Origin of the sequence: Rhizobium sp. M10 (genome assembly GCF_002531955.1) — a bacterium.
In the GTDB taxonomy this organism is placed as follows: Bacteria; Pseudomonadota; Alphaproteobacteria; order Rhizobiales; family Rhizobiaceae; genus Rhizobium; species Rhizobium etli_C.
The window spans coordinates 95528-117693 of record NZ_NWTA01000013.1; the positions used below are offsets into that span (position 1 = coordinate 95528).

20 protein-coding genes and 1 riboswitch are annotated in these 22166 nt (G+C 63.2%); of the genes, 6 read left to right on the forward strand and 14 right to left on the reverse strand.

Going from position 1 to position 22166, the window contains the following annotated elements; translation table 11 throughout:
• Window positions 1-8 precede the first annotated feature (8 nt).
• The 5 genes from CO671_RS21050 to CO671_RS21070 form a co-directional block, all read right to left on the reverse strand.
• Window positions 9-830 carry an urea amidolyase associated protein UAAP1 gene (locus CO671_RS21050; RefSeq protein ID WP_097607555.1) on the reverse strand — a complete coding sequence of 274 codons (822 nt, stop codon included), beginning with the start codon at window positions 828-830 and terminating at the stop codon, window positions 9-11.
• Window positions 827-1657, reverse strand: coding sequence for an ABC transporter ATP-binding protein (locus CO671_RS21055; protein WP_097607556.1), 831 nt, complete (start codon window positions 1655-1657; stop codon window positions 827-829). Before CO671_RS21055 ends, CO671_RS21050 begins: the two co-directional genes overlap by 4 nt.
• Window positions 1654-2472 (reverse strand): ABC transporter permease, encoded by an 819-nt coding sequence (locus CO671_RS21060; RefSeq protein ID WP_097607557.1) that lies wholly within the window; start codon window positions 2470-2472, stop codon window positions 1654-1656. The genes CO671_RS21055 and CO671_RS21060 overlap by 4 nt, the downstream gene beginning before the upstream one ends.
• 62 nt (window positions 2473-2534) lie before the next feature.
• Window positions 2535-3608, reverse strand: a complete 1074-nt coding sequence (locus tag CO671_RS21065; protein WP_097607558.1) for a putative urea ABC transporter substrate-binding protein — start codon at window positions 3606-3608, stop codon at window positions 2535-2537.
• 73 nt (window positions 3609-3681) lie between these two features.
• Window positions 3682-3790: riboswitch (guanidine-I (ykkC/yxkD leader) on the reverse strand.
• A gap of 188 nt (window positions 3791-3978) precedes the next feature.
• Complete coding sequence (locus tag CO671_RS21070) at window positions 3979-4899, reverse strand: helix-turn-helix domain-containing protein (protein WP_097607559.1); 921 nt, start codon at window positions 4897-4899, stop codon at window positions 3979-3981.
• 86 nt (window positions 4900-4985) lie between these two features.
• On the opposite strand from CO671_RS21070, the gene CO671_RS21075 reads away from it, so the two are divergent.
• The 5 genes from CO671_RS21075 to CO671_RS21095 all read left to right on the forward strand — a co-directional run bounded on the left by CO671_RS21075 (window position 4986) and on the right by CO671_RS21095 (window position 11284).
• On the forward strand, window positions 4986-6260 hold the full coding sequence (locus CO671_RS21075; protein WP_097607560.1) for an extracellular solute-binding protein: 1275 nt from the start codon (window positions 4986-4988) through the stop codon (window positions 6258-6260).
• An 83-nt stretch (window positions 6261-6343) separates the two neighbouring features.
• The gene (locus CO671_RS21080; RefSeq protein ID WP_097607561.1) at window positions 6344-7204 is read left to right on the forward strand and encodes a sugar ABC transporter permease; all 861 of its coding nucleotides are present in this window, start codon (window positions 6344-6346) and stop codon (window positions 7202-7204) included.
• A complete protein-coding gene (locus CO671_RS21085; RefSeq protein ID WP_097607562.1) occupies window positions 7201-8037 on the forward strand; it encodes a carbohydrate ABC transporter permease in 837 nt (278 codons plus the stop codon). Before CO671_RS21080 ends, CO671_RS21085 begins: the two co-directional genes overlap by 4 nt.
• A gap of 12 nt (window positions 8038-8049) precedes the next feature.
• On the forward strand, window positions 8050-9132 hold the full coding sequence (gene ugpC, locus CO671_RS21090; RefSeq protein WP_097607563.1) for a sn-glycerol-3-phosphate ABC transporter ATP-binding protein UgpC: 1083 nt from the start codon (window positions 8050-8052) through the stop codon (window positions 9130-9132).
• A 148-nt stretch (window positions 9133-9280) separates the two neighbouring features.
• Window positions 9281-11284: an aldo/keto reductase gene (locus tag CO671_RS21095; protein WP_097607564.1), complete on the forward strand. Its 2004-nt coding sequence runs from the start codon at window positions 9281-9283 to the stop codon at window positions 11282-11284.
• Between the two features lie 44 nt (window positions 11285-11328).
• On the opposite strand, the gene cydX is transcribed toward CO671_RS21095, so the two are convergent.
• The 7 genes from cydX to CO671_RS21130 all read right to left on the reverse strand — a co-directional run bounded on the left by cydX (window position 11329) and on the right by CO671_RS21130 (window position 19173).
• On the reverse strand, window positions 11329-11451 hold the full coding sequence (gene cydX, locus CO671_RS21100) for a cytochrome bd-I oxidase subunit CydX (RefSeq protein ID WP_003595707.1): 123 nt from the start codon (window positions 11449-11451) through the stop codon (window positions 11329-11331).
• Between the two features lie 13 nt (window positions 11452-11464).
• Window positions 11465-12619 (reverse strand): cytochrome d ubiquinol oxidase subunit II, encoded by a 1155-nt coding sequence (gene cydB / locus CO671_RS21105; protein ID WP_097607565.1) that lies wholly within the window; start codon window positions 12617-12619, stop codon window positions 11465-11467.
• Window positions 12620-12624: 5 nt separating this feature from the next.
• Complete coding sequence (locus CO671_RS21110) at window positions 12625-14205, reverse strand: cytochrome ubiquinol oxidase subunit I (RefSeq protein ID WP_097607566.1); 1581 nt, start codon at window positions 14203-14205, stop codon at window positions 12625-12627.
• A gap of 76 nt (window positions 14206-14281) precedes the next feature.
• On the reverse strand, window positions 14282-15973 hold the full coding sequence (locus tag CO671_RS21115) for an ATP-binding cassette domain-containing protein (protein WP_097607567.1): 1692 nt from the start codon (window positions 15971-15973) through the stop codon (window positions 14282-14284).
• Window positions 15970-17703, reverse strand: a complete 1734-nt coding sequence (gene cydD / locus CO671_RS21120) for a thiol reductant ABC exporter subunit CydD (protein WP_097607568.1) — start codon at window positions 17701-17703, stop codon at window positions 15970-15972. The genes CO671_RS21115 and cydD overlap by 4 nt, the downstream gene beginning before the upstream one ends.
• Window positions 17704-17707: 4 nt before the next feature.
• Entirely contained in the window at window positions 17708-18286 is a 579-nt protein-coding gene (locus CO671_RS21125; RefSeq protein WP_097607569.1) for a GbsR/MarR family transcriptional regulator, read from the reverse strand.
• Window positions 18287-18573: 287 nt separating this feature from the next.
• On the reverse strand, window positions 18574-19173 hold the full coding sequence (locus CO671_RS21130) for a HupE/UreJ family protein (RefSeq protein WP_097607570.1): 600 nt from the start codon (window positions 19171-19173) through the stop codon (window positions 18574-18576).
• Between the two features lie 315 nt (window positions 19174-19488).
• Here CO671_RS21130 and CO671_RS21135 point away from each other — a divergent pair, with 315 nt between their 5' ends.
• Window positions 19489-20520 (forward strand): hydroxyacid dehydrogenase, encoded by a 1032-nt coding sequence (locus CO671_RS21135; protein WP_097607571.1) that lies wholly within the window; start codon window positions 19489-19491, stop codon window positions 20518-20520.
• A gap of 20 nt (window positions 20521-20540) precedes the next feature.
• On the opposite strand, the gene CO671_RS21140 is transcribed toward CO671_RS21135, so the two are convergent.
• Window positions 20541-21533: a Tim44 domain-containing protein gene (locus CO671_RS21140; protein WP_097607572.1), complete on the reverse strand. Its 993-nt coding sequence runs from the start codon at window positions 21531-21533 to the stop codon at window positions 20541-20543.
• 83 nt (window positions 21534-21616) lie between these two features.
• Complete coding sequence (locus tag CO671_RS21145; RefSeq protein WP_097607573.1) at window positions 21617-22075, reverse strand: YbaK/EbsC family protein; 459 nt, start codon at window positions 22073-22075, stop codon at window positions 21617-21619.
• Between the last annotated feature and the right edge of the window lie 91 nt (window positions 22076-22166).

Here is a 22166-nt window from a genome sequence, read left to right on the forward strand (position 1 = left end):
ATTCCTCCTCAGGCCAGCATCGCGGCGTTGTTCTCGAAGCCGCGAACGGCCTCGGCGGTCGCCGTGCGCGCGAGGTCGTCGACGGCGGGCGCACCTGCACGAAAGCGCGTCACGATGACCGGCTTCGGCGCATAGACCGGATCTGGATCGAGCGGATGCGGGCAATTGGAAAAGCCCACGATCATGTCCATTTCGGCGCGCAGTTCGGCATAATCGCCGCTATTGGAAAGTTTGCCGCGCCAGTGGAAGCCACCCTCGTCGTCGACGCGGACGGAAGCGAAAAGATTGAGAATCCCAGGGATGTCGCGCCTGGTGAGACCGAGCTTGCCGGCGACGAGCACGAGATTGTCGCGGGTGTTGCGGGTCTTGACGCCGGGATATTTTGCGGCGTTCGAGGCCGCCGTCGAGCCGCCCATCAGGCAATCATGGGCACCGGAACTGTCTTCGGTCAGCGAAAACATCACCCGGCCCATATCCGAAAAGATGACGCGGCCCTTGCCAAGGGCAGTCGTCCACTGCACCTTGACCGTATCGACGAGATTGAGCCGCTCGCTGGTATCAGCGGCGTTCCAGGCGACGAGCGCCACGGTCGATCCGCCGTCGCCTTGGTCGATGCGGAGCGCTTCGCCGCGCTTCAGCGCTGTCGACCAGTACCAGCCGCCGGGGATGGTTTCCTGGTGGATGATCGCAGCCGCATCGATGGCGGGGGCGGGCAGGGGGCTCGGCGCCGGCAGAGCCTTCGGCGCGAATTCCAGCCCCTTCTTCTGATGTTCCTCGTAACGCTGCCGGTTGGCGGCGATTTCCTCGGGCGAGCGTCTGACATGCATCATGGTTTTTCTCCTGACGGACTGGAAGCCGGGTCGTCCCGGCGATGGCCCAGAGAAATGACCGGGCCGTCCCGGTCGGGGCTGAAGATGGACGGCGCGCCGGCAAGCCTGGGCGGCCAGATGGAAATGTCCTTGGTGATGGTCGCGCCGTAGCGCTCCTTCTCCTCCGGGCGGTCACGCCGCCGCTCGAAGGCGACGACCCGCGTCGCCAGCGTGAAGGCCTCGCGCATGTCGTGCGTCACCATGACGACGGTCATCTGCGTTTCGTGCCAGAGCCGTTTCATCAAGGTATGGATTTCGGCGCGAATGCCGGGGTCGAGCGCCCCGAATGGCTCGTCGAGCAGCAGCACTTTCGGCTTCATGATGAGCGCCTGCGCCAGCGCCAGGCGCTGCTGCATGCCACCGGAAAGCTGTGCCGGATATTTGTCCTCGGCGCCGGCAAGGCCGACTTCGCCGATCAGCCGCCGCGCCTCGTCGACCGCGCTGCGGCGGGCAGCGCCGAAAAGCTTTGCCTTGCAGCGCGCCGCAGAAAATTCGCGGCCGAGCAGCACATTGCCGAGGACGGTCAGATGCGGGAAGACGGAGTAGCGTTGGAAAACCACGCCGCGATCCGGCCCCGGCTCGAGCGGCAACGGTTCACCGTCGAGCCGGATGGCGCCCCGCGTCGGTCGTTCCTGGCCAAGCAGCATGCGCAGGAATGTCGTCTTGCCGCAGCCGGACGGGCCGACAAGAGCGACGAAGGCGCGCGAGGCGACGGTGAGCGACACATTCTCAAGCACGATCTGGTCGCCATATTCCTTCCAGACCCTTTCGATCACCAGCTCGCTCATGCCTGCTTCTCCAGCTCCGACCACGGGAAGAGAGCGATGCGAATGCGATCGAGGATGTAATTCATGACCACGGCGAGCAGCGTGATCCAGACGACATAGGGAAAGATCACGTCCATGGAGAGGTAGCGGCGCACGAGGAAGATGCGGTAACCAAGGCCGGAATCCGACGAGATCGCTTCGGCCGCAATCAGGAACAGCCAGGCAGGGCCGAGCTGAAGCCTGAGGCAGGTGATGAGCCGCGGCAGGATCTGCGGCAGCACGACGCGAAGGCCGATCTGCCAGGAAGAGCCGCCGAGCGTTTCAGCCTTGACGATCTGTTCGCGCGGCAGTTCCAGCGCCTTCAGGGCAAGGTCGCGGATCATCGTCGGGGCAACGCCGATGGCGATGAGCGCGATCTTAGAGGCTTCCCCAAGCCCCATGGCGATGAAGAGAATCGGTAGTAGCGCCAGCGGCGGCACCATCGAGACAACGGCGACGAAGGGGGAGAGCAGCGCCCGCAGGTACGGCAGCATGCCGATCAGCATGCCAATGACGAGTGCGGTGACAGTGGAAATGCCGAGACCGGCAAACAGCCGCACTAGGCTCGCCGCCGTATCAGACCAGAGCAGGTATTCGCCGGTGCGCGGATCGGCGACGAAGACCAGGCGATTGATCGCATCGGCGAAATCTGCGAAGCCCGGCAACAATTTGTCATTGGCGTTTTCCGCCAGTCGCGCCGCTGAGCCGAAAGCATAGGCGACGATTAGCAGCACGAAGGGCAGCAGCGTCAACGCAAGCTGTGAGCCCCGGCTCGGTCTCGTGTTGATCCAACGCATGAGAGAAGCTCCGCAGATGAAGGATGGCGGCGTGGGCAAGCACGCCGCCGCTCGAGCCACTCTCAGAGCGAACCGTCGGCGGCTGCTTTCATGTAGGTCTCGGTAAAGCGCAGCTTGACGTTGCCGCTGTCGCCGAGAATCTTGCCATCCGGCATTTCGATGCCGATCACGTCCGCCGACGGCGCACCGCTGCCGAGCAGACCCTTTTCGAACAGGAAGTTGCGGACGAGATCCATCGTCTTCGGCAGGCTGCCCGACGCGGTAAAGGCGACGGCATCAGCTGGCTTGGCAAACAGCTTGGTGGCGGCAAGCTGGGATTCGAAACCCTTGAGATCGGTGCCCGACGCCGAGCCCATCGCCTCGCGTGCGGCCTTGCCGTCGGCGCTGTCTGATGTCAGCAGCGCTGCCGTCTCATACCAGATGCCGGCGAGCGCCTTGCCGAAATTCGGATTGTCCTTCAGCACGCCTGTGTTGGCGACCATCAGGTCGATGATTTCGCCCGGCACCTGCGAACTGTCGAACACTTTCTTGGCCGTGGGATCCTCCAGAATGGTCGAGACCAGCGGATTCCAGGTGACGACAGCCGTCACGTCAGCCGTCTTGTAGGCAGCGACCATGTCGGCATCGGAGGTATTGACCACCTTGACGTCGCGCTCGGTCATCTTGATGCTTTCGAGTGCCCGGGCGAGCAGATAGTGGGAGACGGAAAATTCGACGAGATTGACGTTCTGACCCTTGATATCGGCAAGGCTCGTCTTGTCTTTCAGGATGACCGCATCATTGCCGTTCGAAAAGTCGCCAATGATCACGGCCGTCGTATCGACGCCGCCGGCTGCCGGGATTGAGAGGCCGTCCATATTGGTGAGCGTCACGGCATCGAAGGCGCCGGCCGTATACTGGTTCATCGATTCGACATAGTCGTTGAACTGGGTCACTTCGATCTTGATGCCGTATTTGTCGGCCCATTTCTTGACGATGCCGTGATCGGCGGCATAGCCCCAGGGCATCCAGCCGACATAAATCGACCAGGCAACCTTGAAATCGGTCTTCTGTTCGGCTTTCGCGGTCGAACCGAGGCCCAGAGCCAAGGATGCCGTCAGTGCGGTGATGGAAAGAAGCTTCGAAAAAGTCTGCATTGAAATTCCCCTTTGCTTTTCGTCAAAAGGGATCGGCAATGACCATCGTGCCGCCAATCCCTTGGCTTACGAGGTCTCCCGGGTTTTTATCCCGCCGTGCACCCGGCAGGATGTCTCCCCTGCCGGTGGCAGCTCTCGGACCAGTCACGCCTTGCGACGCCGGAACCCTAGCCACCAACTCTGCAAATATCGAAGCAAGCCGCGTGCCAGGTTCCAAATCGTTGATTTCACTGGAGGCATCATGGCGCCGCGCGTGGCGACATCGCAGAGTGCATGCACTTGCGCAAAAAATGTGCGCAGCCTGCCGTCACCATAGGCTGGTTTTTTGCTCGGTAGAAAGCGCGCAGCGAATCTGAAAGATCGCGACGCGTCAGTTCTGGAAGGCGCCGGCGGGCACCGTCGTCACCAGCCGGATATCCCGGCGGAAGTCCGATGGCGACATGCCGGCGATATGGCGGAAGGATTTGTTGAAGGCGCTGATCGAGCCGAAGCCGCTGTCCATCGCCACCTGCAACACATTGGCGCCTTCGCTCATCAGCATCGCCTGGGCGCGCGACAGCCTGAGCAGCGTCACATATTTGCTGATCGTCATGCCGGTCGATCGCTTGAACAGGTTCATCGCATATTTCGGGTGCAGATCGGCGGCGCGGGCGATGTCGACCGAATCGATGTCCTGCAGGAAATTGGCGGCGATGAAATCGCACATGCGCGCGACGCTGCGCGAGGAATTCGGATGCGGCTGATCCCCTTCCAGGCTGACGGCCGTCTTCGACGTCGTCATCGAATAGGGTTCGAGCGCAATGCGCTCGATACGCAGCAGCAATTCATCAACGGCGTGCTGGGCCTTGGCGGAATCGCCGGACTTGGCATAGCGGAACCAGCGAGCGAAATTTTCGTTGTCGGCGGCATCGGTCGCCGAGGTCAGCAGCGTCTCGCCCTTCATCAGTCGGCTGGAAATGCTGATCGGCAGACGCAGCCGGAAGAAATAGATGAGCGGCAGATGGGCGCCGGCATAGAGCGAATCATCCGAGGATTCGTCCATCTGATGCGGCTGGCCACCCCAGAAGAGGCACATTTCACCGGCGTTCAGCCGGAATTCGTGATCGCTCATCCGATAGTGAACAGTGCCGCGCATGACATAGTTGACCTCGACCTGCGCATGCCAGTGCGGCATGGCCATGACGAGCGGATGGGCATGAAACATCTGCAGCGCCGTCGGCGAACCCTCGATGCTGCTGGCGCCGGGCCGGTAGATTGCACTGGTGCCGATCTTACTTTCCGCCAAATCCATATTCCCTTTTTAGGAGACAGCCGCTCCCTTGCGGATAGTCTAACCGCGTTCGTGAAAGATCGGCAATTGAAAAGGGAGGATTTTCAATGCGCTTCAAACTTCTCGCCGCGACCGCAGCTGTCGCACTGCTCGCTTCCGGCTCTGCCTTTGCGGAACCGGCCAATCTCACCATCTGGAGCTGGAATGTCGCCGCGTCGGCATTGAAATCCACGCTGCCCGGCTTCAACAAGCAGTTTCCCGACATCAAGATCACCGTCGAGGATCTCGGAAACAGCCAGGTCTTCGACAAGACGCTCGCAGCCTGCGCTGCCGGCGGCGAAGGTCTGCCCGACATCGTCAGCATCGAGAATTTCGAAGCTGAAATCTTCTGGAGCCGCTTCCCGGATTGCTTCGCCAATCTGAAAGAGCTCGGCTACACCGCCGATATTCAGGCGAAGTTCCCCGACTTCAAGCGCACCGAGCTCGAAGTCGGCGATGTTGCCTATGCTATGCCCTGGGATTCCGGTCCCGTCGCCGTCTTCTACCGCCGCGATCTCTATGAAAAGGCCGGCGTCGATCCGAGCACCATCAGCACCTGGGACGATTTCATCGCCGCCGGCAAGAAGATCTCGGCCGCCAATCCCGGTGTCGTCATGGCGCAGGCCGATTTCAACGGCGACAGCGAATGGTTCCGCATGATCGCCAACGAGCAGGGCTGCGGCTATTTCTCGACCGACGGCCAGAACATCACCATCAACCAGCCGGCCTGCGTCGCTTCGCTGCAAAAGGTGAAGGAGATGAAGGATGCCGGCACGCTGACATCAGCCAACTGGGACGAAAAGATCCAGGCCAACACCGCCGGCAAGGCGGCAAGCCAGCTCTATGGCGGCTGGTATGAGGGCACCGTGCGCTCGACCTCTCCCGATCTCAAGGGCAAGTGGGGTGTCTACAGGATGCCGAGCCTGACGGCCGATGGCCCGCACGCGGCCAATCTCGGCGGTTCGTCGCTTGCCATTTCGGCAACGTCGGCAAACAAGGAAGCGGCCTGGAAATTCGTCAACTACGCCCTCGGGACGAACGAGGGGCAGGTGACCATGCTGAAGGAATTCGGCCTGGTGCCGTCGCTGCTTTCGGCCGAGAAGGATCCCTTCGTCAACGAGGCGCAGCCCTATTGGGGCGGGCAGAAGGTCTGGGCCGATATCCTGGCGACGCTGCCGAAGATCGTGCCGAGCCGCGGCACCGCCTTCCAGAGCGATGCCGAAGGTATCTTCAGGGCGACGCAGACGAAATTCTTCGCCGGCGGCTACCCGGATGCGAAGGCGGCTCTCGACGATGCCGCCAAGCAGATCGCTTCCGCAACCGGACTTCCGATCGCGCAATGAATGACGATGCCGGGCGCTTGAAGCGCCCGGCTTTCCCCCGGCCTGCAACGCGGCCGGTCATTCGTTCGTGAGGAGGAGGCTCGATGCCGTTCAGAACCCGGAGCGCCTATGCGTTCCTCGCCCCCTATCTGCTTGTTTTCGCCACCTTCTGGGTCTGGCCGATCATCGACTCGTTCCTGATTTCCTTTCAGAACACCCGCATCAACCCGTGGAAATACAGTTTCCAGGCCAATTGGGGCCGGCTCTTTTATGACCCCGCCTTCTATAATGCCCTTTACAACACGCTGATCATCCTGGTGATCCAGGTGCCCGTCATGATCGCGCTTGCGACCGTCATGGCCGTGCTGCTCAATTCGCCGCTCCTGAAAGCGCGCCCGCTTTTCCGTTTCGCCTTCTTTGCCCCCGTCGTCGTCGGTGAGGTCGCTTACGCGGCCGTGTTCCGGCTGATGTTCAGCCTGGATTTCGGCGTCATCAACAAGATGATTTCAGCCATCGGTTTCAGCCCGATATCCTGGTTCGACAATGCCAATGCGGCGATGGCGGTGATCATCCTCGCCGTCACATGGCGCTGGGCCGGTTATAACGCCATCATCATCCTTGCCGGCTTGCAGGCCATTCCCGACGATGTCTACGAGGCAGCAACGCTCGACCGGGTGAGCAAGGTACAGCAATTCTTCCACATCACGCTGCCGCTGCTGAAGCCGATCATCCTCTTCTGTGTGGTGCTCTCGGTGATCGGCACCATGCAGCTCTTCACCGAGCCCTTCCTCATCACCAATCGCGGCGGCCCCGGCGGCGGCACGGAAACACTCGGCCTCTTCCTTTATCGCCAGGGCTTCACCGCGCTGAACTTCGGTTATGCCTCGGCGATCGCCTATACGATGGCTGCCCTTGCGGTGGCGATCTCGCTTCTCAATCTCTGGGTCGGGAGGGATCCGAAATGAAATCCAAATCGCAATCCCTTCTCCTCCGTCAGATTGCGCTGCACGCGGTGCTGGCGCCGCTGGCGCTGATCTGGCTGTTTCCGCTCTGGATGATGTTCGTCTTCTCGACCATGCCCGACAACGGCATCTTCAGCCCCGAGATCGTGCTCTGGCCTTCGACCAACTTCGTCGCAAATTTCCAGAACCTGCAGGCCGATACCGATTTCATCGGCGCGATGGTGATCTCCGTCGGCGTCGCGATCATCTATACGATGCTCTCGGTGCTGTTGACTTCGATGGCCGGCTGGGCGCTGGCACGTTACCGTTTCGTCGGCCGCACCGTCGTCATCGCCATCATCCTCGGCACGATCACGCTTCCCTTCTCCGTGGTCGTCATCCCGCAATTCATCATGGTGGCGCGCGAGTTCAAGCTGGCGAACACCTGGGTGGCACTGATCGTGCCGCCGCTGTTCAATTCCCTCGGCGTCTTGTTCATGCGGCAATCCTTCTCGATGATGCCGGGCGAGCTTTTCGATGCGGCCCGGGTCGAAGGTGTCAAGGAATGGCAGATCTTCCTGCGCATCGCCTTGCCGCTGGCGCGCCCGACCATGGCGGCATTGGCGATCATTCTCTTCCTGCACTCGTGGAACAATTACCTCTGGCCGCTGCTGATCAATTCCAGGCCAGGCATGATGACGGCGCCGGTGGCATTGGGAACGCTGATCGGCCTCACCAAGGTCTCCTGGGGCGGCATCATGGCCGGCGCGGTGCTGCTGACGGCGCCGATCCTCGTCATCTTCGTGGCTCTTCAGCGCCATTTCATCGCCGGCATCGCGGCCGGCGCAATCAAGTAATCGGGAGGCTGCATGGCAGAGCTTTCACTCAGCAATATCGTCAAGCGCTTCGGCGGCTTCGAGATCATCCACGGCGCCAATCTGGAGGTGAAGGATGGCGAGTTCGTCGTCTTCGTCGGCCCGTCCGGCTGCGGCAAGTCCACGCTGCTCAGGATGATCGCCGGTCTTGAGGATATCACCTCGGGCGAACTTCAGATCGGCGGCAGGGTCGTCAACGACGTCGAGCCGGCCGATCGCGGCATCGCCATGGTCTTCCAGTCCTATGCGCTCTATCCGCACCTGACGGTCGAGGAAAATCTGAGCTTCGGCCTGCGGATGAACGGCAATCCGAAGGCCGATACCGAGCGGCGCGTGCGCCATGTCGCCGAAATCCTGCAGATCACCGAGCTGATGAAGCGGCGGCCGAAGCAGCTTTCCGGCGGCCAGCGCCAGCGCGTCGCAATCGGCCGCGCCATCGTCCGCGAACCGGAGGTCTTCCTGTTCGACGAGCCGCTGTCGAACCTCGACGCGGAACTGCGCGTGCAGATGCGCGTCGAAATCTCGAGGCTGCACAAACAGCTCGGCACGACGATGATCTACGTCACCCACGACCAGACGGAAGCGATGACGCTCGCCGACCGGATCGTCGTGCTGCGCGCCGGCAATATCGAGCAGATCGGCGCACCGCTCGATCTCTACGACGATCCCGCCAACCAGTTCGTCGCCGGCTTCGTCGGCTCGCCGAAGATGAATTTCCTGAACGCGATGGTGGTCGAAACGCAACCGGGCAGGGCGGTCATCGCGCTGGAAAGCGATGATAATATGCGCTTGCCGCTGCCCGTCACCGAACCCATCGAAGCCGGCACGAAGGTGACGCTCGGCATCCGGCCCGAACATTTCGTCGATGCCGGCGCGGGCGATGCCGATCTCACCGTCGCGGTCGACGTCGCCGAACATCTCGGCAACACCAGTTACATCTATGCCGCCATCGGCAGCGAGCAGCTGATCATCGAGCGGCCGGAATCACGCGTCGCCGGCAATCGCGAGACGCTGACCGTCGGCCTTCCCGCAAGCCGCACATTCCTTTTTGACGGCGCCGGCAAACGGCTCCGCTAGAACAGGATGATTTCAGGCCGGGCCGGCCTAAAATCTGAATCCTGTTCTAAATTAAAGAGTTAGAGCATGATGTCGTCCGAAAACCGCTCACACTTTTCGGCATCATGCTCTGTCGCAATCCCAAGGCAGAAAGACGAAAGAGGTTTCCATGACTTCCGATCAACCGATCCGCTGGGGCATTATCGGCCCCGGCACCATCGCCCGCACCTTTGCCGATGGCGTCGCCCATTCGCGTACCGGCAAACTGGTGGCAATCGCCACCCGCAACCCGTCCAAGCCTGGACTTGCCGAAAACTTCCCCGGCGCCCGCATCGTCAACGGTTACGAGGCGCTGCTTTCCGACCCCGAGGTTGATGCGGTCTATATTTCCGTGCCCCATACCGGCCATGCCGAATGGGCGATCAAGGCCGCCCGCGCCGGCAAGCACATCCTGGTGGAAAAGCCGATCGCACTTTCGGCCTATGATGCCGAAGCCGTCTACTACGAAGCCAAGAAGGCCGGCGTCTTTGCCGGCGAGGCCTTCATGTACCGCGTGCATCCGCAGACGGAGAAGCTCGTCGAGCTCATCAACAGCGGCGTCATCGGCACGCTGCGCATCATCCGCTCGAGCTTCGGCTTCAATATGGGCAGCTACAGGCCGGAACACCGGCTGTTCGCCAATGACACCGCCGGCGGCGGCATTCTCGATGTCGGCGGTTATCCGGTCTCGATGGCGAGGCTGATTGCAGGTGCTGCGGAAGGCAAAGCCTTCCTCGAACCGGAGAAGGTTGCGGGCGTCGCCCATCTCGGAGAGAGCGGCGTCGATGAGTGGGCATCGGCCGTGCTCAAATTCCCGAACGAGATCATCGCCGAAGTCTCCTGCTCGATCATGGCGCAACAGGACAATGTGCTGCGCATCATCGGCTCCGAGGGCCGGATCGAGGTCGCCGACTTCTGGTTCGCCTCCGGTCACAAGGGCGGCGTCGGCAAGATCGAGATCTTCAAGGGCGGCAAACAGGAGACGATCGAGGTCAGGGAGGATCGCTGGCTCTATTCCTTCGAGGCGGACGCGGCGGGCGATGCTATCCGTGCCGGCAGAACCGAATTCAGCGCCCCCGGCATGAGCTGGGCGGATTCGATCGCAAACCTGCGCGTGCTCGACCAGTGGCGCGCCTCGGTCGGCCTCGAATACGGCGTCGAGAAAGCGGCAAAGCGCACGAAAAACATTGCCGGCGGCGTGGTCACGCGCGGCAACAGCATCCCGCGGCGCGAAATCCCCGGCATCTCCAAGCCGGCCTCGGTCGTGACGCTCGGCTTCGAATTCTTCCCGAACTTCGCCGCCGCCTCGCTGACGCTCGACGCCTTCTATGAAGCCGGCGGCAACGCCTTCGATACCGCCTATGTCTATGGCGCCGGCAAGACGGAGGCGATCTTCGGCGACTGGCATACGAGCCGCCAGGTGCCGCGCGAGGAGATCGTGCTGATCGGCAAGGGCGCCCATTCGCCGCTCTGCTATCCCGATATGATCGCCAAGCAGCTCGACCAGTCTCTCGCCCGGCTGAAGACCGACTATGTCGACATCTATTTCATGCATCGCGACAATACCGACGTGCCTGTCGGCGAGTTCGTCGATGCCATGGATGCAGAAGTCAAACGCGGCCGCATCCGCGGCATCTTCGGCGGCTCGAACTGGACACGAGCGCGCTTCGACGAGGCAATCGCCTATGCCGAAAAGACCGGCAAGGCGGCGCCTGCGGCCCTCTCCAACAACTTCTCGCTTGCCGAGATGCTCGACCCGATCTGGGCCGGCTGCGTCGCCGCTTCTGATGACGATTGGAAGAAATGGCTGAACGAGAAGCAGATCCCGAACTTTGCCTGGTCGAGCCAGGGCCGCGGCTTCTTCACCGACCGCGCCGGCCGCGACAAGCGCGACGACGAGGAAATCGTGCGCGTCTGGTATTCCGAGCGCAATTTCGGACGCCGCGACCGCGCCATCGAGCTCGCCAACAAGCTCGGCCGCAACCCGATCCATATCGCGCTCGCCTATGTCATCGCCCAGCCCTTCCCGGTCATCCCGCTGATCGGGCCGCGCACCGTCGCCGAACTGGAAGACAGTCTTTCGGCACTCGACATCAAGCTGACACCCGAACAGGTGAAATGGCTGGAAGGCTGATAATAGAAGAAAGGGCGCGGTTCGAAGCCGCGCCCTTTCCATAACTACTTGCGCGTTTCGGACGCCTTCTTTCTGGCGGCATCGTCCATCAGTTCGTACCACATGGCGTTGAGGACGGCGAAAGCGGCGGCCAGCGGCAGGCCGAGGATCCATGCGAAATACCACATCGTTTCGTCTCCCTCAGTAGGCGTGGCTGTTTTTGTCGGTGACGGATTTCTCTTCGACCTTGCCCCACAAAACCTTGTAGACCCAGGCCGTGTAGGCACAGATGATCGGCAGGAATATCGCCGACACCACCAGCATGATGAACAACGTCATATGGCTGGAGGATGCATCCCAGACCGTCAGGCCCGAGCGTGGATCGAGCGAGGAGGGCAGGATGAACGGGAACATCGAGAGACCGACCGTCGAGATGATCCCCAGGATCGCGACCGTGCTGAAGAGCAGCGTCATCACCTCGCGCCTTGCCCGCATGGCGATGAAAGCCAGTGCAGCACCGGCAAAGCCGAGGACGGGTGCGGCGATCATCCACGCATGGGCGGTGTAATTGGCAAGCCACGCGCCTTTCTCCAGCGCCACCGTCTTCAGCAGCGGATTGGAAGGCCCGATCGGGCTGATATCGCTGGTGATGCGATAGCCGCCGACGCCGATCCACAAGAAGACGCCGCCGAGGGCAAACAGCACGATGGCGGCGAGAGCGGCCATGCTGCCGTAGCTTCTGGCCCGCTCTGCAACCGGACCGCTCGCCTTCAGCACCAGCCAGGCCGCACCGTGCATCGTCAGCATGGCCAGGGAAAGCAGGCCGCACAGCAGCGCAAAGGGGTTGAGCAAGGCGAAGAACGAGCCTTCGTAGAAAATCCGCATGTCGTCGGCAAAGCGGAAGGGCACGCCCTGCAGCACGTTGCCGACGGCAACACCGAAGATCAGCGACGGCACGAAGCCGCCGACGAAAAGCGCCCAGTCCCAGCCGGTGCGCCAACGGGCGCTGTCGCGCTTCGACCGGTATTTGAAGCCGACCGGGCGCAGGATGAGCGCGAAAAGGATCGCGAACATCGCGAGATAGAAGCCCGAGAAGGAGACCGCGTAAAGCGGCGGCCAGGCGGCGAAGATGGCGCCGCCGCCGAGGATCAGCCAGACCTGGTTGCCTTCCCAGGTGGCGCCGATCGTGTTGATCACCACGCGCCGTTCCGTATCGGTCCTGGCGACGAAAGGCAGAAGCGTGCCGACGCCGAGATCGAATCCGCCCGTCGTCGCAAAGGCGATCAGCACCACGCCGAGCAACAGCCACCAGATGAGGCGCAGGGTTTCATAATCGAGGAGTTCGTGAAGGATCATGGCAGTCACTCCGCAGCCGGGATGAGGGTTTCGGAAATCAGCACCGCTTCCGGCTCGTCATCCGGTTCCGGCCCCTGCCTGATCGCTTTGATCATCAGGCTCATCTCGATGACGATCAGCACTGTGTAGAGGGCGGCAAAACCGATGATGGTCAAAAGCACGGTGCCGGCGCCGAGGCTGGAGACGGCCGCCGCCGTCGGCAGCACGCCTTCGATCACCCAGGGCTGGCGGCCGAATTCGGCGACGACCCAGCCGAGCTCGATGGCGACCCAGGGCAGGGGGATCGCCAGCACGGCAATCCTGAGAAGCAGCGGGTACTTGTCGAGATGGCGGCGCGCCGACAGCCAGAAGAAGGTGGCGGTCAGCAGGATGAAGAAGATGCCGAGGCCGACCATGATGCGGAAGGACCAGAACAGCGTCGGCACATGCGGGATGGTGTCGCGCGCGGCCTGAGCGATCTGCGCGTCGGTCGCCTGGCGCGGATCGTCGACGTAGCGCTTCAGAAGAAGGGCGTAGCCGAGATCATGGCCGAGATCCTCGAAGGACGTGCGAACCTCCTGGGCCACCTGATCCTGCGCCGGCGCCGCACGGATCTGCGTCAGCGCGTCATAGGCCTTGATGCCGTCGCGGATGCGGACCTCGGCCTGCTGTTCGAGCTTGTCGATGCCGGGTATTTCGGTCGTCAGCGACCGTGTGCCGATCAGGCCCATGACCCAGGGAATATGCACGGCAAAATGCGTCTCGCGCGCCTGCTGATCGGGGAAGCCGAAGGCGGTGAAGGCGGCCGGCGCCGGCTCGGTCTTCCACATGCCTTCGATCGCGGCGAGCTTCATCTTCTGGTTCTCGGTCGCGAGATAACCGCTCTCGTCACCGAGCACGACCACCGAGAGCGCCGAAGCGAGACCGAAGGAGGCGGCGACCGTCATCGAACGTTTGGCAAGCTCGATATGCCGGCCCTTCAGCACATACCAGGCCGAGACGCCGAGCACGAAGATCGAGGCGCAGACATAACCGGCCGACACCGTATGGACGAATTTCGCCTGGGCGACCGGGTTGAACACCACGTCGAAGAAGCTGGTGATCTCCATGCGCATCGTCTGCGGATTGAGGGCCGATCCCACGGGGTTCTGCATCCAGCCATTGGCGATGAGGATCCAGAGTGCGGAGAAGTTCGAACCGAGCGCCACCGCCCAGGTGGCGACGAGATGGCCGACCTTCGAGAGCTTGTCCCAGCCGAAGAAGAACAGACCGACGAAGGTCGCCTCGAGGAAGAAGGCCATCAGGCCTTCGATCGCCAGCGGCGCGCCGAAGATGTCGCCGACATAATAGCTGTAATAGCTCCAGTTCATGCCGAACTGGAATTCCATGACGATGCCGGTGGCAACGCCGAGCACGAAATTGATGCCGAACAGCGTGCCCCAGAATTTCGTCATCTGCCGCCAGATCTGGCGGCCGGTCATGACATAGACGGTTTCCATGATCGCCAAGAGCACGGACAGGCCGAGCGTCAGCGGTACGAACAGGAAGTGGTAAAGCGCCGTCAGCGCGAATTGGAAGCGCGATAACGCGACGATGTCTAGTTCCATTGTCTTTCTCCCACGGTCCCACGGGGTACGGAGCGTTCCTCAACGCCGGCCGGCGCTTGAGGGCATGCGATCTCGCTCAATCCGGCCGAAGCCGGTCGAGCGCCTTTTCGAACGCCGCTTCTCCTCGGCGCGAAATTTCTAAGATGCGTCCACCTTCGATGACGGCGATGTGGTCGGCGATAACTGCCTCGCGGCGGATATGGGTCGCGATCACCAGCGAGCGGCCTGCCGCCATCGCCGACAGGCGCTGAAGCACGTCGCGGGCGGTGGCGCCGTCGAGGCCCTCGGTCGGTTCGTCGAGCAGCCAGAGCGGCGTGTCGCGCAGGAAGAGCCGGGCAAGCGCCAGCCGGCGCGACTGGCCGCCGGACAGGCCGAGCCCGCCTTCGCCGAGCCGTGTGTCGATCCCCCGCGGCATCGCCTCGGCGTCTGCAAGCAGACCGGCGGCGGCAAGCACTTCATGGAGACGGGCCTCGCTCGCGTTCGGGTCGGCAAGGGTAAGGTTACGCCGCAGGCTATCCTGAAAGAGTTCCGTCCGTTGTGTCAGCAGCGTCGCCGTCGTCGCGGCAATGCTTCCCGTCCTTGCCGGCAACTCGCCGGAAAGCAAAGCAAGCAGGCTCGACTTGCCGGCGCCGCTGCTGCCGATGACGGCGAGGCGTTCGCCCTGGCGGAGCGCAAGATCGATATCCTCGAGCGCCGCCGCGTTGGAGCCTTCATGGAAGGCGGACACGTCAGCCAGCGAGACGGCGTATCCCGGGAGGGGAGGGGCCACTGGTTCGGATGCGACGGCGACGGTAAGCCGCGGCGCGATGCGCCTTGCCGCAAGCAGCGTCCTGCCGAGGTCAAGGGCGCTGCGACGCAGCGCCGCAAAGGGTTCGACGGCCGCAAAGGCGACAAGCACCCCGAGGGCCGCAACGGGAGCTGTGATCAGCCCGGCTTCCGCAAGAGCCGCAACGGCAAGCAGCGATGCCGTCAGCAGCAGCGCCGAGACAAGGCCGAAACCGAAGGTCAGGCCGGTCTCCACGCGGTTCAGGCGGTCGTCGGCGCTGGCGGCGTGCCGATCGGCAGCGGCGATCGCCTCTTTCTGCGCGAAAAGCCGGCCGGCCATCAACAGGTCGGTCTGACCGGCGACGAGATCGATCGTCCGCGACCGCAGCGCCTCGATGCCATGGGCGCGCCGGCGGGCATGTTTGCGGGCAGCGCGGCCGGCAATCAGCGGCAGGCCGAGGCCGACGCCGGCGAGAAGCAAACCAAAACACAGACCGAACAAGGGATGCATCAGCCCCAGCGCGAGGCTCGCGACCAGGGCTGCGCCGACGGCCACCGCGGCCGGCACGAGAATACGGAGATAAAGCGAGTCGAGCGCATCGACGTCGGCGGTCAGCCGGAACAGCAGCCGTGCGGGACGATAGAGCAGGGCGCGCGCCGCACCCGGTTCGGCAAAACCGCGAAACAATCTCTCGCGCAGGGCAGCAAGCACGCCGAGCGTGGCGTCATGGGTCGCAAGCCTTTCGCCATAACGCGCCGCGGTTCGGACGATGGCCAGCAGGCGAATGCCGGCCGAGGGCGCAAAGACGTCGAAAGTGACGGCGGCCGCAGCCGAAAGGCCGGCAAGCGAGGTGGCGGTGATGAACCAGCCGGACAGGCCGAGAAGGGCAATGCCCGCAGTCACCGTCGCTGCCGAAAGCACCGCGCCGAGCAGCAGTGCTCGCCGGCGCTCGGCGAGAAACAGGCGCAGGATCGGCTTGAGATCTGCAGCAACACCGCTCATTCGGCCGCCTCCCGGATCATGCTGTCGGAATCGATGCGCACGCTGCGATGCATGCGTGCGGCAAGCAGCGGATCGTGGGTCGCAACGATCAAAGTGCGTCCCCTGGCGAGCGAAAGCAGGCTCTCGGTAACCTCCGCCGCGGTGGCAGCGTCGAGATGCGCGGTCGGCTCGTCGGCCAGGATCAGCCGCAGATGCGGATTGCAGGCCGCCCGCGCGATCGCAAGCCGCAGCGCCTCGCCGCCGGAAAGCCCGGTCCCGCCTTCTCCGAGCGGCCGGCTGCCATAAGCGGCGATCGCCTGTCCGAGCCTCGCGGCGTCCAGCGCCTTCGCCACGCCGGCGCGCGAAATGTCGGTTCTGCCGAGCGCGGCATTTCCCGCAATGGTGCCGGCAAAGATATGCGGCCTCTGGCCGATCCAGGCCATGCCGCCGCGCAAGCCGCCGGCCGTGTCGTCCATAAGCTCGACGCCGCCGATGACGATGCGACCGCCGGTGCAGGGCGCCAGCCCCGCCATCAGCGAAAGAAGCGTCGACTTGCCGGAACCGCTGGCGCCGAGAAGCGCCAGATGTTCGCCGGCGGCGATATTGAGATTGAAGTCGCTGAGGATCACGGCTTCATCGGCACCGTAGCGAAAGACGAGATTGTCAAACTCGATGGCCGGCGCACCGGCGGATATCAACGGCGCAACTTCGGCCGATCCCTGAATCGGCATGCCGCCAGCAGCAAGAGCGTCCAGGGCCTTCAGCGCCGCATCACCCGCCGCCCGGTCGTGCCAGACGGCCGAGAGCTCGCGCAGCGGCTCGAAAAAGGCCGGCGCCAGCAGCAGGATGAACAATCCCTCCGTCAGGTCGAGCCGGCCTGCCCAAGTGCCGAAACGGATCTCGCCGAGCAGGCTGAAGCCGACATAGACGGCGATCATCGCCACACCGAGGGCGGCAAAAAGCTCGAGCACGGCCGAAGAGAGAAAGGCGATCTTAAGCACCGCCATGGTGCGCTTACGCAGCGATTCCGCCTCCTGGCGCAGCCGCAATGCGGTTGCATCGACCGCGCCGAGCGCGCGGATCGTCGCCAGGCCGCGGAGGCGGTCGAGCAGGAAGCCGTTGAGACCGCCGGTGGCAACGAGTTGTCTTTCGCTGGCCGCCTGGGCGCGCCAGCCGATCAGCGCCATGAAGATCGGGATCAGCGGCGCGGCGAACAGCAGAACCAGCGCCGCGATCCAGGAGACCGGCAGGACGCAGGCAAGAATGACAAGCGGCACGAGGCTCGCCTTGATGCGCGCCGGCTGAAAACGGGAGAGGTAGGGCATGATGAGTTCGGCTTGCTCGCCAAGCGCGCTTGCCGCTTTGCCGGAGACTGGCCGGTCGCGATCGATGGGCGATGAGCAGGAGAGGGCCGCGGCCACAATCCGCCGCCTGCGGCTGAGCTCGGCGCGCGCGACATGAAAGGCCAGGCGGCCGCCGGCCGCGTCGAGACAGCTTCTTGCAAGTCCGAGGACAAAAGTGCCGAGGGCTGGCCAGAACACCTCACGCAACCCGCCACCATCGGCGATGCGCCCCACCGCCACGGCCAGCAACCCGGCCTGAGGAACCCAGAAAGCGGCGGCCAGCGCCTGCAGCATCGCCGCCCGGCGCAATCCGCTCTTGGTCGCATCGCGGCCGGCCGGCACGGCTTCGCCCTCCGGCAGTGGCCGAGCCTCTGGTCTGTCTCTCGCGTCGAAGAAAGCCGTGCCCATGACGCTAACTCTTGTTCGCAGGATTCGGCCGGCGACCGCGGCCGAGCGAGACGACCCGGTCCTTGGCCTCCAGAAGCTTTGTCACTTTCGCGCCGAGCGAGAGTAGCGTTGCAAGCCTCTCAGTCTCAAGTTGTTTTACGTCTTCGTACCAATGGGTCAGCTGTTCGATCAGCGTGTGCATCTCGCCCATGCGCTGTTGCGCGTGCCGTTCGGCCTCGCTGGCGGGGCGCTGCATCAGGATCTCGCGCAGAACAGACAGCGTCGGGTCGACCTCGCGCTTCTTTCGTTCCTCGGCGAGCGTCCGCAATATCTGCCAGACATCATCCGGCGTGATGAAGAAATCGCGGCGATCATCCGGCTTGTGCTTGAGAAGAACAAGGTTCCAGGCCTGCAACTCGCGCAGGCTCATCGAGACGTTGGAACGCGAGATGCTAAGGGAATCGGCGATCTCTTCCGCACAGAGCGGCGCAGGGGAGACGAAGAGCAGGGCATAGATCTGGCCGACCGTGCGGTTGATTCCCCAGCGGGAACCCATTTCGCCGAAATGGAGAACGAAGGACTGGACAAGAGGCGGAAGGTTCATCGTCGTTTCCGTTGCGTCTGTGATTTCAGAAATTTCTGAAATCACTATACAGACTTTCGGACCCAGCCGACAATCTGCAAGGCGGCCCTGCGTCAATTTGGATGTCCGTCCGTTGATCGTGCGTCAGATATAGCCTGGGGCGCCACAGCCGGATTTGACTTAAGTCAAATCCGCAGCAATTTGCGGAGATGACGCAAAAACGCCCGGCAAGGCGCTACCGGGCGTTTGGTGACTGCGATATCGGATGCGGCCGCCCCGCTGCGGAGGCGGCTCGAATGGTGCCAGGCTCAGATCAGGCCGGACAGGATGCCGACGCCGGCAAGGGCGGCAATGCTGCCGGCCGTGCGCGTCACCAGGATGCCTTGACGTTCGCCGGCACGCCCGACGGCGTAGCCGAGGGCGAGGCCGGCGGCGTGAAGCAGTGCCGTCGCGACCATGAAACCGGCGGCATAGGCGGCGCCGGCAGCATTTTCCGGCATTTCGGCGCCGTGCGCATGACCGTGGAAGATGGCGAAGAGACCAATGAGACCAGCCGCTACGGCCAGCGGTGCCTTGACGTTGAGCGCCACGATGGCGCCGAGGATGACGACCGAAAGCGCAATGCCGGTTTCAACGAAGGGAACATTGATGCCGGCCACCCCGAGGGCTCCGCCGAGCGCCATCACTAGGACGAAGGTCGTCGGCACGAGCCAGGTGGCGCGGCCGCCAAGCTGAAAGGCAAAAACGCCGACCATCACCATTGCAAGCATATGGTCGAGGCCGGACATCGGGTGAGCAAAGCCATGGCTGAAGCCGGCGGCTTCGCCGATGGCCGGATGCGCCGAGGCAACGGCCGGAAGCGCGACGGCAGCCAAAGCAACAAGGACGCTCTTGAGTGCTGATTTCATTGCTCGATTCCCTCGTGAAATTGCAAATTCCTGCGGCCGCCGAACATCGGCATGGTTCAAAGTCGCGCGCATCACGCTAGTTCAAGGAAATTGCATCGTCAACGAAAAACCAGCAAATGCCAACCAATTCAATTGCTTATCCGATAGGCAAATGCCGCTTTCGATTGCTTTCTTCTGGCGCCAGACTGCGCAAGGCCGGGGCGTTTCGACGCCGCCCGGTTCATATTCCTCCTCGCCAACTGGAAAGGGCTTCACGCAGCAGCTATCAATCGTTCGGCTAAGGCGGCCCAATCGCCGCCATGGAGGAGGATGCGCATGAGCATTATCGAACGGCCGCTGGCGATCAGTGCACCCGAACCGCGCACGCTGGATCTGATCTTCAGCGACGAGGCGCGCGCCGAACTGCACGCGAAATACGAAATTGTCGAAGCCGACCCGGAAAATATCGCCAGACTCGGCGACGAGATCCTCGGCAGGGCGCGCTACATCATCGGCCAGCCGCCGCTTTCGGCCGAAACGCTCGCCAGAATGCCGGCCCTGCGCTCGATCCTCAACGTCGAAAGCAATCTCCTGAACAACATGCCCTATGACGTGCTCTTCCAGCGCGGCATTCATGTCGTGACGACGGGCCAGGTCTTCGCCGAGCCGGTCGCTGAAATCGGCCTCGGCTTCGCGCTGGCCTTGGCGCGCGGCATCGTCGATGCGGACGTCGCCTTTCGCGAAGGCAACGAACTCTGGGGCGGGGAGGGCAATGCGAGCGCGCGGCTCGTCGCCGGTTCCGAGATCGGCATTATCGGCTTCGGCGATCTCGGCAGGGCGCTGCACCGGGTGCTGTCCGGCTTCAGGGCGCGCATCAGGGTGTTCGATCCCTGGCTGCCCCAATCGATCCTCGAGGAAAACGGCGTCGAACCGGCAAGCCTGGAGGATGTTCTGACGAAGAGCGATTTTGTCTTCGTCGTCGCCGCAGTCACCAGCGAAAACAAGGGATTTCTCGGCGCCGAGGCCTTCGCCGGCATGCGCAAGGGTGCGGCCTTCATCCTGCTCAGCCGCGCCGATGTCGTCGATTTCGATGCGCTGATGGCGGCCGTCTCGTCAGGCCATATCGTCGCGGCGAGCGACGTCTATCCGCAAGAGCCGCTGCCGCCCGATCATCCGGTGCGCAGCCTGAAAGGCTTCATCCGCTCGGCGCATCGGGCCGGCGCCCTCGACAGCGCCTTCAAGAAGATGGGCGATATGGTGCTGGAAGATATGGACCTGATGGATCGCGGCTTGCCGCCGATGCGCTGCAAAAGGGCGGAACGCGAGACGGTCTCCCGCATGCGCTCCAAACCGGTCGCGGTGAATTAAGCCAGGGTAAGCGCGCCACCTCAGGCGGCGCGCTGCTCGGTGCCCTGGATCGCGGCGAGCTTCCAGTCAGCGCCCGATTTGCGCACGAAGGTCCACACCTCGGTGCTTTCGCTCGGACGGCGGTCGTCGCCGGAAACGACACGGCCGCTGTCGCGTTCGACCATGGCGTCGATCGACGAGTAACGCATGGCGAGCGTTGCATATTCCTGGCCGTCTTCGCGCCAGGCCTCGGCAATATCGCCCTGCAGCAGCTTGACGTCGGAGACGCGGTTGCGCACGCCGTTGGTGGCGTTTTCGCCGAGTTCCTCGGCAAGATAGGACATGGCCTCGGGCGTCGTCAGCCGGCGCAGCGTGCCATAATCCTCAGCGCCGTAAGCGGTCTGAATGCTGGTCAGCAATTCCTCGAACTGATCGAGATCGGCCTGTGCCAGCCCGATCTCGTCGCTCGGGCGGTTGCCGCGCGACGATTGGCCGAAAGAAGCGCCCGAACCGATCGCGGGGATCTGGAAGGACGAATTGTTGGTAGGCGACATATTATAGGAGCGGCTCTGGCCGCTCACCCCGTAGGAGGGCTGGCGGCGATTGGCGAAATAACGCATCGCCAGCATGATGGCGCCGCCGATCAGCGCGATCTGCAGCAGCATGCCGAGGAAGCCGAAGCCGCCGCCGAAACCGTGGCCGAGCAGCATGCCGAGAAGGCCGCCGGCGATCAGGCCGCCGATCATCGACCGGCCGAAACCGCCGAAGAGGCCCGGGCGCTGGGCGCCGAAGGGCTGTTGCGCGGCAGCGGGCGCCGTCATCTGCGGGCGTGGCGTCATCGACCGTTCGATCGGCGCGGCCGGAGCAGGCGCAGTTTGAGTGACAGGCGGAGCCTGGAAGGTGCGCGTGCCGCGGCTTCCGAAACCGCCGCCGGCGCGGCGCGCCTCGGCATCCCCGAGCGAAGCAAAAACGGTAGCGCTCGTCAGTACGGCAATGGCCGCGACCTTGGCAAAACGCGAAACGGCACTCGGCATTCCTAATCTCCTGTCATGCACATCGCGGCATATCGAGATGTCATATAGGTATTCTTTCCCGCGTGTGAAGTTCTTCCGCTGCTTTACTGGCAGACATCGACCCAGCTGGCCCCGGTCAACTCCGCCAGCCGCCCTGTGGCGATGCGCACGGCCGAATTGGTCGAGCCGGCCGCCGGGACGACTTCGTCGAAGCGTTTGAGCGAAATATCGCAATAGATCGGCAGCGGCGAGGGCAGGCCGAAGGGGCAGACACCGCCAACCGGATGGCTGGTGACCGCCACGACCTCTTCGGCATCGAGCATGCGCCCCTTGGCCCCGAACGTGTCCTTGAACTTGCGATTGTCGAGGCGGGCCGTCCCGCCGGCGACAACCAACATCATCTGCTCGCCGACGCGCAGGCAGATCGTCTTGGCGATCTGGGCGGGCTCGATGCCATGGGCCTCGGCGGCAAGGGCAACCGTCGAGGAACTCTCGGCGGTTTCGATGATGTCGATATCGGGGGCATGCGCACGGAGGAAGGCGCGGACGGATTCAAGGCTCATGTCGTGATGCTAGCCCAGCATAAGCGCAATTTGAAGCGCAAAACATGCCCGCTGAAAACCGTCGCTTGCAAGTCTTTCGGACATCGTCATA

Excerpts from the sequence above, each read along its gene's own strand:
- CO671_RS21050 (WP_097607555.1), bottom strand. The coding sequence starts at position 830 with ATGATGCATGTCAGACGCTCGCCCGAGGAAATCGCCGCCAACCGGCAG.
- CO671_RS21055 (WP_097607556.1), bottom strand. The coding sequence starts at position 1,657 with ATGAGCGAGCTGGTGATCGAAAGGGTCTGGAAGGAATATGGCGACCAG.
- CO671_RS21060 (WP_097607557.1), bottom strand. The coding sequence starts at position 2,472 with ATGCGTTGGATCAACACGAGACCGAGCCGGGGCTCACAGCTTGCGTTG.
- CO671_RS21065 (WP_097607558.1), bottom strand. The coding sequence starts at position 3,608 with ATGCAGACTTTTTCGAAGCTTCTTTCCATCACCGCACTGACGGCATCC.
- CO671_RS21070 (WP_097607559.1), bottom strand. The coding sequence starts at position 4,899 with ATGGATTTGGCGGAAAGTAAGATCGGCACCAGTGCAATCTACCGGCCC.
- CO671_RS21075 (WP_097607560.1), top strand. The coding sequence starts at position 4,986 with ATGCGCTTCAAACTTCTCGCCGCGACCGCAGCTGTCGCACTGCTCGCT.
- CO671_RS21080 (WP_097607561.1), top strand. The coding sequence starts at position 6,344 with ATGCCGTTCAGAACCCGGAGCGCCTATGCGTTCCTCGCCCCCTATCTG.
- CO671_RS21085 (WP_097607562.1), top strand. The coding sequence starts at position 7,201 with ATGAAATCCAAATCGCAATCCCTTCTCCTCCGTCAGATTGCGCTGCAC.
- ugpC (WP_097607563.1), top strand. The coding sequence starts at position 8,050 with ATGGCAGAGCTTTCACTCAGCAATATCGTCAAGCGCTTCGGCGGCTTC.
- CO671_RS21095 (WP_097607564.1), top strand. The coding sequence starts at position 9,281 with ATGACTTCCGATCAACCGATCCGCTGGGGCATTATCGGCCCCGGCACC.
- cydX (WP_003595707.1), bottom strand. The coding sequence starts at position 11,451 with ATGTGGTATTTCGCATGGATCCTCGGCCTGCCGCTGGCCGCCGCTTTC.
- cydB (WP_097607565.1), bottom strand. The coding sequence starts at position 12,619 with ATGATCCTTCACGAACTCCTCGATTATGAAACCCTGCGCCTCATCTGG.
- CO671_RS21110 (WP_097607566.1), bottom strand. The coding sequence starts at position 14,205 with ATGGAACTAGACATCGTCGCGTTATCGCGCTTCCAATTCGCGCTGACG.
- CO671_RS21115 (WP_097607567.1), bottom strand. The coding sequence starts at position 15,973 with ATGAGCGGTGTTGCTGCAGATCTCAAGCCGATCCTGCGCCTGTTTCTC.
- cydD (WP_097607568.1), bottom strand. The coding sequence starts at position 17,703 with ATGGGCACGGCTTTCTTCGACGCGAGAGACAGACCAGAGGCTCGGCCA.
- CO671_RS21125 (WP_097607569.1), bottom strand. The coding sequence starts at position 18,286 with ATGAACCTTCCGCCTCTTGTCCAGTCCTTCGTTCTCCATTTCGGCGAA.
- CO671_RS21130 (WP_097607570.1), bottom strand. The coding sequence starts at position 19,173 with ATGAAATCAGCACTCAAGAGCGTCCTTGTTGCTTTGGCTGCCGTCGCG.
- CO671_RS21135 (WP_097607571.1), top strand. The coding sequence starts at position 19,489 with ATGAGCATTATCGAACGGCCGCTGGCGATCAGTGCACCCGAACCGCGC.
- CO671_RS21140 (WP_097607572.1), bottom strand. The coding sequence starts at position 21,533 with ATGCCGAGTGCCGTTTCGCGTTTTGCCAAGGTCGCGGCCATTGCCGTA.
- CO671_RS21145 (WP_097607573.1), bottom strand. The coding sequence starts at position 22,075 with ATGAGCCTTGAATCCGTCCGCGCCTTCCTCCGTGCGCATGCCCCCGAT.